The organism is Thermovirga lienii, from assembly GCF_036847465.1.
Classification (GTDB): Bacteria; Synergistota; Synergistia; order Synergistales; family Thermovirgaceae; genus Thermovirga; species Thermovirga lienii.
The window spans coordinates 1-7,213 of record NZ_DAITZW010000052.1 but is presented as its reverse complement, the minus strand read 5'-3'; the positions used below and the strand labels follow the sequence as shown (position 1 = coordinate 7,213).

General features: G+C 43.5%; 9 protein-coding genes. 2 read left to right on the top strand and 7 right to left on the bottom strand.

The genetic code is table 11. The features are described from left to right. The first annotated feature begins 401 nt into the window (after positions 1–401). Both V7Z69_RS09255 and V7Z69_RS09250 read left to right on the top strand, forming a co-directional pair. Positions 402–545, top strand: a complete 144-nt coding sequence (locus V7Z69_RS09255; protein WP_334139709.1) for a hypothetical protein — start codon at positions 402–404, stop codon at positions 543–545. A gap of 93 nt (positions 546–638) precedes the next feature. Continuing rightward, complete coding sequence (locus tag V7Z69_RS09250) at positions 639–1,874, top strand: PDC sensor domain-containing protein (RefSeq protein ID WP_334139708.1); 1,236 nt, start codon at positions 639–641, stop codon at positions 1,872–1,874. A gap of 137 nt (positions 1,875–2,011) precedes the next feature. Here V7Z69_RS09250 and V7Z69_RS09245 read toward each other — a convergent pair whose 3' ends face one another. The 7 genes from V7Z69_RS09245 to nrdD form a co-directional block, all read right to left on the bottom strand. Further along, positions 2,012–2,764 (bottom strand): hypothetical protein, encoded by a 753-nt coding sequence (locus V7Z69_RS09245; protein WP_334139707.1) that lies wholly within the window; start codon positions 2,762–2,764, stop codon positions 2,012–2,014. 17 nt (positions 2,765–2,781) lie between these two features. Further along, positions 2,782–3,603 (bottom strand): hypothetical protein, encoded by an 822-nt coding sequence (locus tag V7Z69_RS09240; protein ID WP_334139706.1) that lies wholly within the window; start codon positions 3,601–3,603, stop codon positions 2,782–2,784. A gap of 76 nt (positions 3,604–3,679) precedes the next feature. Then, entirely contained in the window at positions 3,680–4,363 is a 684-nt protein-coding gene (locus V7Z69_RS09235) for a hypothetical protein (protein ID WP_334139705.1), read from the bottom strand. A 72-nt stretch (positions 4,364–4,435) separates the two neighbouring features. Beyond that, positions 4,436–6,487, bottom strand: a complete 2,052-nt coding sequence (locus V7Z69_RS09230) for an ATP-dependent DNA helicase (RefSeq protein WP_334139704.1) — start codon at positions 6,485–6,487, stop codon at positions 4,436–4,438. 18 nt (positions 6,488–6,505) lie between these two features. Then, on the bottom strand, positions 6,506–6,868 hold the full coding sequence (locus tag V7Z69_RS09225; protein WP_334139703.1) for a hypothetical protein: 363 nt from the start codon (positions 6,866–6,868) through the stop codon (positions 6,506–6,508). A 58-nt stretch (positions 6,869–6,926) separates the two neighbouring features. After that, on the bottom strand, positions 6,927–7,055 hold the full coding sequence (locus V7Z69_RS09220; protein ID WP_334139702.1) for a hypothetical protein: 129 nt from the start codon (positions 7,053–7,055) through the stop codon (positions 6,927–6,929). A 4-nt stretch (positions 7,056–7,059) separates the two neighbouring features. Continuing rightward, a complete protein-coding gene (gene nrdD, locus V7Z69_RS09215; RefSeq protein ID WP_334139710.1) occupies positions 7,060–7,212 on the bottom strand; it encodes an anaerobic ribonucleoside-triphosphate reductase in 153 nt (50 codons plus the stop codon). Position 7,213 lies beyond the last annotated feature (1 nt).

The window sequence follows — 7,213 nt, the reverse complement described above, 5'->3', positions numbered from 1 at the left end:
AGTTACAGCGAACACGTTGATATAACGCCTCCGCAGATGTTTGCTGGGGAAAACTTGAAGTCTATTCCTCCTACATCTTTACAAATAAAGCACTACACTATTCCTATGGTCTGTGCGGATGGAAACTTATATTTAGTGCTGGGATTTCAGCAATAGATTTTTAGTTATTGTTTATGAGTTTTGTCATCTAATCTGACTGTTATATGGTGGCATGATGTCAGGTGTAATGCGCATATCGCCTTCGCAATATGTTTTATGCGACAAATATTCAGTGCGAAAATTTTTGTTCTTTGCATATAGTATTGGAGTTTACGCAGGGTAATTGCTTTAGACTTATTTATGAGCCTTCGGATTGCACAAACACCAACAAAAGGCAACAGATCTATGGGCACAACAAGGCTTTGTTCAAATTCGTTGTTTTTTCAAAAAAACCTGAAAGGATAAAAGCACAAAGAAGGCCTCAAAGAAACCATGCAAACGGCGGATTTGAACAAAGTAAAAAGAAAGGGGGGAGAGAAGCAGGGACAATTGAGAATAAAGAATAGAGGGACGCTTTTCTTTGATAGCGTCCCCTCTTTTTTTTTGTGCTGAAACATAATATTTCATACAGATTATTCAGTGATAAGGAGGATTTTTAAATGCGGAGTGTGTTAGCGAGTCAGAGCAAAATGTCCATATCCAAAAAGCTTTTGATGCTTGCCATAGGCATCGTTGTTCTTTTGGGCGGTATGGTAACCCTTATGGCATTTCAGAGCAAATCAGTCTTGAATGAACAAGTAAATGTCTTGGGACTTGAAAGTGTAAATAGCGGAGCAAGAGAGGTAGACCAGTACTTTGATAAACTAAAAACCTTATCGATAAGCATAGCGGACTCTGCCGCAGAGCTTTTGGAAACTGGGAAAGCTGCAGTAGATGACGATCTAGAATCGCTAGTAGGCCGTTACTACAACTCTCTTTCTAAAGACCTAAACATATTGGATCTATACGTAGGGCTGGAAACTACCGGTAAGCTTGGGACAGGAAGTGATTGGGTAGAGCCAGACACTTACGATGCACGAAAAAGGCCGTGGTACATAAAAGCGGTTGAAGAAAACAAACCCATTCTCACCGAGCCGTACGTGGATGCCAATACAGGGGGGCTTATCATAACTGTTGCCGCTCCAGTAAGATCATCCTCCGGCAAGCTGCTAGGCGTAGCCGGCATAGACGTAAGCCTTCAAGACCTGTCAAAAATGATCACGTCATACACCATCTTGGACAAAGGGTACGGCTTTTTGATAGACCAAAAGGGCAACTTCATTGCTCATCCAAAACCTGAGTTAGTGGCGAAAGAGAACATCACCAAAGTCAGCTCAGCCATAAATCAAGCTGTAGCAGAGGCAGGCAAAAAAATACTTTCCGGTAGTAAGGGATTTGTAGATTACGAATATCAAGGAGAGGTCCGACGCACCTTTTATGCTCCGACGAAGTCAGGTTTCATTTTAGGCATTGTGTTCCCAGAGTCCGACCTTAAGTCCATAGTTATGGGACTTGTTACAAAGCAGGCTATCTTTGGCATAGCAGCCATAATCATACTTGGAATCGTCCTTTACTCCTTCTCTAAGAGCATAATAGAACCTGTCAATCGTATAACTGCGTCCTTAACAAAACTTGGAACTTTGGATTTGACAAAGGACGAAAACGAAGACTGGCTGAAGGAAGCCGCCAAGTACAATACGGAAATAGGCCTTATGGCCTCCAGTGCCGTGAAACTCCAAGAGGCCTTAAGACAGGCACTGTCCGCCATAGCTGATCAATCCAACCAAACAGCAGAGGTAGCAGAAACTCTTGCTTCGCTCTCAGAGGAATCTGTAGCAACAATGTCCCTGCAGTAGTGTTGGAATTTCCAATCAGGAAACCTCTCTCTTTCTACGCTTAAGTAGTCTATGTTGCTTAAATCGTCGTAATACAAATGCATAACTACTCCCCCTTCAATTTTCAATATATAATTGCTCTCCCTTCACCTTCCAAATTAAGAAAGAATAGGATCGTTCAGTATTTGACTAAAATCGTAGGGGTGATCATGCTGCGGCTTCTGCAACTCTTCTTCTAACAGGTCTAACTTATCTAACCCTGCTTCATCAGCGCCCCCTTCCTCCTGTAGGTCGAGAACGCTGGAAACTATTTCCTTCTTGTCTTTGTCTTTAAGAGAAAGATCAGGCACAATAAGCCAAAAAGACCTTGAGGCGTCAAAAAGTTTCCCAAGTTTATCCCCCGCGTCGCCTAAAGGGATCTCCCACCGGTTCACATTGATCCTTGCAATACTTCTTGCGAAGACAGCAAAATCATACAAAGCCTTTATCCCTGCAGGCGGAGATTTAATGTCCATTCGGTTCATCAAAGCAGGGACATAAATATATATCCCCTCACGATGAACCAACAGCGGCAGAACCACAACATTCAACCCTTTGTTGTAATAGTTGACATATTTGTCAACCACCACACCCCATTGAGTTGAGGCTACTACTCCACCACGAACAGTAATAATATCTCCTTTTCCAGGCCTTCTTTGTATATGTTCCGTCAGCAGTGTCCCATTGACAAATTGAACATTAGATACCTGAAAACCACATTCCACATACCCAATTAACGGAGACATAGGATCAATGATACAGAACCTACAAACATCCAATTGCCCCCCCGCAACCAAAGCTGTTGCCTGAGACATATATAAAGATAGGGCTTTCCCTACTATTTTAGCTCTATCGTGATTTTGACCAGCCATCTTGGATCCTCCTAAAACTAGAAAAACCACAATCCAAGAGACTGCAGCCTTTCAATTACTGCAGGACCTGTCAAAACCAAAATACCAAGCAAAAAAGCCAACAGTACTCCCGAAGTAACGGAATAAATTTTCCAACGCCTAAACTTTGTTTCCTGCTTATCTAATATTTTCTGCGCGTCCTGCATCAAGGTGTTTAGGCATCGCTCCTCTACCGTCAACATCTTATGCAGCACTTCATTGTCCCTGTTTGGCAGATGTATCTGATACAACAACTGCCTTAAAGACAAAAATATCCCGTCTATCCCTACACGGCGGAGCATATAGCGGAACATTGAACTGGAAATTGTTTCCTTGTCTGCTACAGCATACTGATATGTGAAACCGCTTGGTGTATTTGCCAATTCCCTCCAGAACGCTAGGTTGTTGAACATAAATATGCCAACTGGTACAGTCACGACCTCACCGTCTTCTTTATTTTCAACAGGTATGGTATAGGCCGCCTTGTCGCCACGCTCTCTGTTGAGCACCTGAATCCTCTCTATCAGATTTTCAGGAGGAACGCTCAATATCCCAGCAAGGTCTTCCGTCTTATCAATCCTCACCGCAGATACAGGAAGGTCTTTATAGTACGTCTCAAATCCATCAGAACCAGAAAGGCTTACCTGCTTTATCATAAAGGAGGCGTGCTGTTCCAGCTCCGCCCTAACGTCCTCTGCATCAGTAATCAAACAAAATTCATACCTTATTCTCTTTTTGTCTCCCGACTGAACAGGATACAACCTATGTGAATCCTGCAACCTGCTGATTGCATTACTTATATTCACAACCAAATTCGACATATCTCACACCTCCACTGTATATATAGCCCTTCGGCTCCCAGCTAAACAAGAAACAGGTATACTTTTTCTGTTCTAATCAATGCATGTAATGCCAAGTCGCATGCATTATTCCATACCATATCAACAGGTTGACCGCTGTACCTACCAGATTATGTCGGGACTCAGTTTTTCCAATAAGAATGATGGTTACAAGCATATAACCCCAAAGCCAAGTTTTAACGCCAAATGCGACAAAGGACTTGTAAGCAGTAAACAACGCTGCAACCACCAAAAGAGGCGTAAGCCACACCCAATCGTTTTCGTATTTGTCCCACGTATAATGTATCCTTCCTATCCGCCTCTTTAGAAGGCGGCTATATACTCCTCCCTGCAGCATGTCGCCAACAAGGTGGAACAGCCAGCCCCACATCATACCAATCAAGTATTTATAAACAAACGGGTTAATTTCAGGGACAAAACCGACATTCTCTCCAAACCAATGGAACGCCAACATGGCTATAATGGCAACGATAGGAACCTCTATCCAATGAAAAGGAGACGTTTCCCTGTGGGCTTTTCCATAAAACATGAGGTCATAGTCCACAAGACAGGAACCTAAAGCAACAGCAATCAAGCTATCCAGAGGATTCCACGACCTACGCCAGAGGCCAAATAATATCTGAAATACATCAAATCTAAATTGCGACCACAGCCAATACCCAGCTATATTTATCCCAGCCATCATAATCATATTCAAACATGCATGGTCTCTTGTCCTCATTGCCTATTCCTCCTGTTTTTTATTCTATCTATAATAGATATAGTGATATTTTGTCTAAACGTCAACTTGATATCAAACTTCGACAGGCAAACTCACGGCATCGACATTCAACAATGTGTAGTTGTGTGTTTGTGTTATATGATCCAACATCTGCTCCCACTCGTCTGAAGAGGGAAGTCTGGACAGCCACTCCTCTTTTGTTCTAGGGACACAGCTTTCTAATCCCCATTGGTCGTTCCACATGCGGGGATCTAAAACAGTAATCAAGCCTCTATCGTGTTCTGTCCTGATGAGTCTGCCTACAGACTGGACCAAGAAAAGTTTCATGAGCGACATAGAATGTTTGAACGGATTGGATATAGCCCCCCACCGCTTCAGCCTCTGTGTGCGGACCTTCATTTGACTGTCTACAGGAGAGAAAGGCAATCGGTCTATGATTACCCATGTGAGCTTATCTTTAGGAGCGTCAAATCCCTCACGGAAAGACGCAGAACCTACCAATACACTAGAAGGAGTAAACAGAAAGGCTTTGGCTAGCTGGTGTTTAGGCATATTGCCCTGAACAAAAACCTTGCCTGAAGGGAGAACGCCAGTTAAGGCATCTGCAACCAGCCTCATACGCCTCAAACTGGAACAGAGGACCAATACCCCTCCAAGCTGACGATCTATATATTTTGGAATATATGTCTGACAAAAAGCAGAAACATACTCCACATAAAACTTTTCATCTTTATTTGGAGCAGGGACAGCTCTAGGCACCCATACCGACACATTTTCATAGTTGAAAGGAGAATTGACTTTTATAGTATATACATCATTTCCTTCTATTCCTGTCTCTACACGAAACGTATCAAAACTGCTGTCGATAGTCATCGTACCAGAAAGAAAAACGCCCACAGACAGGTTAGAACACCTCTGCCTCAAATCCTCCTTCATACTTCGCTCTTCCGCAGATGACAGCAGCAGTTTCTGCTGACCCTCAACTACAATATCCCCTTCCTGCATAAGAGCCCGCTTATACATACCATGCAGTTTCCGAAGGAGAACATAAAAATCACTACACCGCTCAACGAAAACCTGACCATTTTTCCCCTTGAGACTCTTACCTAAAGCAGTCCAGCGTTTATACAGAGAAATTCCTTTCTGTAAAAGCAGCCTGTATTCTGACCCTCTGTTTCTGCTGGAACGCTCACAGACATCCACCCACCACCCGTACAACATATCTGAAAGCGCAGCAATCTTTTTATGAATACCCCTATCCGCTATTGGAATAGGAGACTGAATCAATCTCTTTATAGTCCGGAAATCTACTGCTTCTAACACATTCCCCATAGTCCTATAGCCCAATAAGTGGTGAGCTTCATCAAAGAAATACATGTTGCCGTTCAATATCCCCAATTTTTTAGAGGTTTCACTCCCAATATCCTCTTCCTCTATCTGCTCTTTACCGTCCATAAGCCCCATAAGCAGAGCGTGGTTAACCACCAGCAGAGGGGCGCTTTGCCGAATATTGCGGTAGTACAGACATTCTTTGCGGTAGAAAGGACAGTCAGGGGCAGTACACTCCTCCTGAGAACCACTGACCAAATCCATAAGCCTGTCATTCTCTGATAATGACAGACTGCCCGCCCCTCCCTGAATCTGATGAGCAAGAGACATAATCTGCTGCCTTGGGACAAGCATAAACTCTCCTGAAGTAGAACGGACAATCAAATCGCCTGCAGATTCAACCAACTGCTTCAACTCAAATATCTTACGAAGGCAGGGAAATCCGCTCCTCCCTTTGATAATCTTTGCCTTCCAATCCGCCACCTTTTCAAAACCCCGAATCTGCGAAATCTTGCGGCGGAGAAAGAGAAAATCCTTATTGACAATTTGTCCCTGCAGAACATGTGTGTGCGTCGAAACAACACTTTTATGACCGTTCTCCAACCACCCTGCAAGAGCCAATAAAAGCACAATATAACTTTTACCTGTTCCTGTAGGAGCTTCACAAAGCACATATCGAGGAGAAGCTCCGGAAACAGCTTCCATGTAGGCTGACTCGATAGCCCTCAAAGCCTGCATCTGTGTTGGGCGATACGATAACCCTGCCAACTCATACAAGGATTGAGATAAGCTCACTGTAATACCGCCCCCTTTTCATCTATTCTGATACTTCCGCAGAAACAGCTTAAGTGTGATACGCTGTATCCCCAACATACAGAGAGCAACTCCTATCATCACAATAAAGACATTCCTGCCGTACTTGACGTACTGAGGAATATACAGTTTCCAGCGAATTGCAGTAACCGGATCCAACAAACTAAAATCCTTGCGAACTGTAGTTATCCAATACATGTCATTAGAAGGGACTGCTCCTGTAACAACAGCAACATGCACCATCAGCAGAAAAACACCTAACGCAAGAAGGCTCCAGCTTATGAGATGAAAAGGAAGAGACAGAGATAGAGGCACCTGCACGTCTCTAATCTTCAATTTTTTATTCCCATTTTTGACAGTCATCGGAAATTCCACCTCCCTCCTAAAAGGTATACCAACATCACGGCCTGTAAAACAACTTCTACCCCCTACAAATCCCCCCTACTTCAGGAACATCAGGCAAGACCTCTTTTACAGAAGCCACCTTATTCTCCCAATCTAAAAAAGAGACGGGCAAAAGCCCGCCTATTGGTATGTTTGTATCCCTCATTACATCAGTTCACCTCTACCCTCTGCCTGTCTTTTAATTCCCCTCGCTTACCAGCGTTCCAAGAAGATGTCTTAGTAAAGTAACCGGTTATGCGGGTTATACCGTCTACCTTCTCGCTGCCGCAAAAAACACAAGCCTCTTTGAGCCCTCTGCTGATC